The sequence below is a fragment of the Galbibacter kalidii genome (assembly GCF_026241135.1).
GTDB lineage: Bacteria > Bacteroidota > Bacteroidia > Flavobacteriales > Flavobacteriaceae > Galbibacter.
In genome coordinates, this window is the sequence record NZ_JAPFGA010000099.1 from 1 (window position 1) to 541 (window position 541).

Sequence of the window (541 nt, forward strand, 5' to 3'; positions counted from 1 at the left end):
CTGCTGCTGGTGCGCCACTACCCGCACCCGGAGCGGGTGCCGCTGCTCGGCGAACTCGCGCGCCCCCGCTGGCTCGTCGCCATGACCGGCCTGGTCGTGCTGCTCCCGCTCCCGGGCTGGCTCGAGTACTCGTCCAAGGAGACCTGGACGATACCGCTGTTCATCCTCTTCACCCTGTGGGCCATGAGCCGGCTGCACGGTCGCCCGGCGACGCCTCTGGTCAGGCGAATCAATGAGTACTCCTTCGGCATCTACCTGGCCCATCCCCTGTTCTTCGGCGTGGTGGACTTTCTCGACCAGCGGCTGGCCTTCCCGTTACCGCTCTACGCCCTGCTGCTGGTCACGGCAGGGTTGGCCGGCTCGGTCGGGCTCAATGTGCTCGTCAACCGGCTCTCCTGGGGCGGGCTGATGTTCGGCAAACGGTTGCGGGTGGCCTGAGCCCGTGCCCGAGGAGACGCCTCGGCGCGGGCTGCGCTACCCTTTGTCTATCGGCAGGGACCGACGTCGACTGCCGCGCTTTCATGCACCCGATTCAGGCAAC

At 67.7% G+C, this 541-nt stretch carries 1 protein-coding gene; it reads left to right on the forward strand.

All coding sequences use genetic code 11. The features are described 5' to 3' along the window. Positions 1–438: acyltransferase family protein (locus OOZ15_RS20060; protein ID WP_265958200.1), on the forward strand; the 438-nt coding region annotated here is incomplete at its 5' end. Between the last annotated feature and the right edge of the window lie 103 nt (positions 439–541).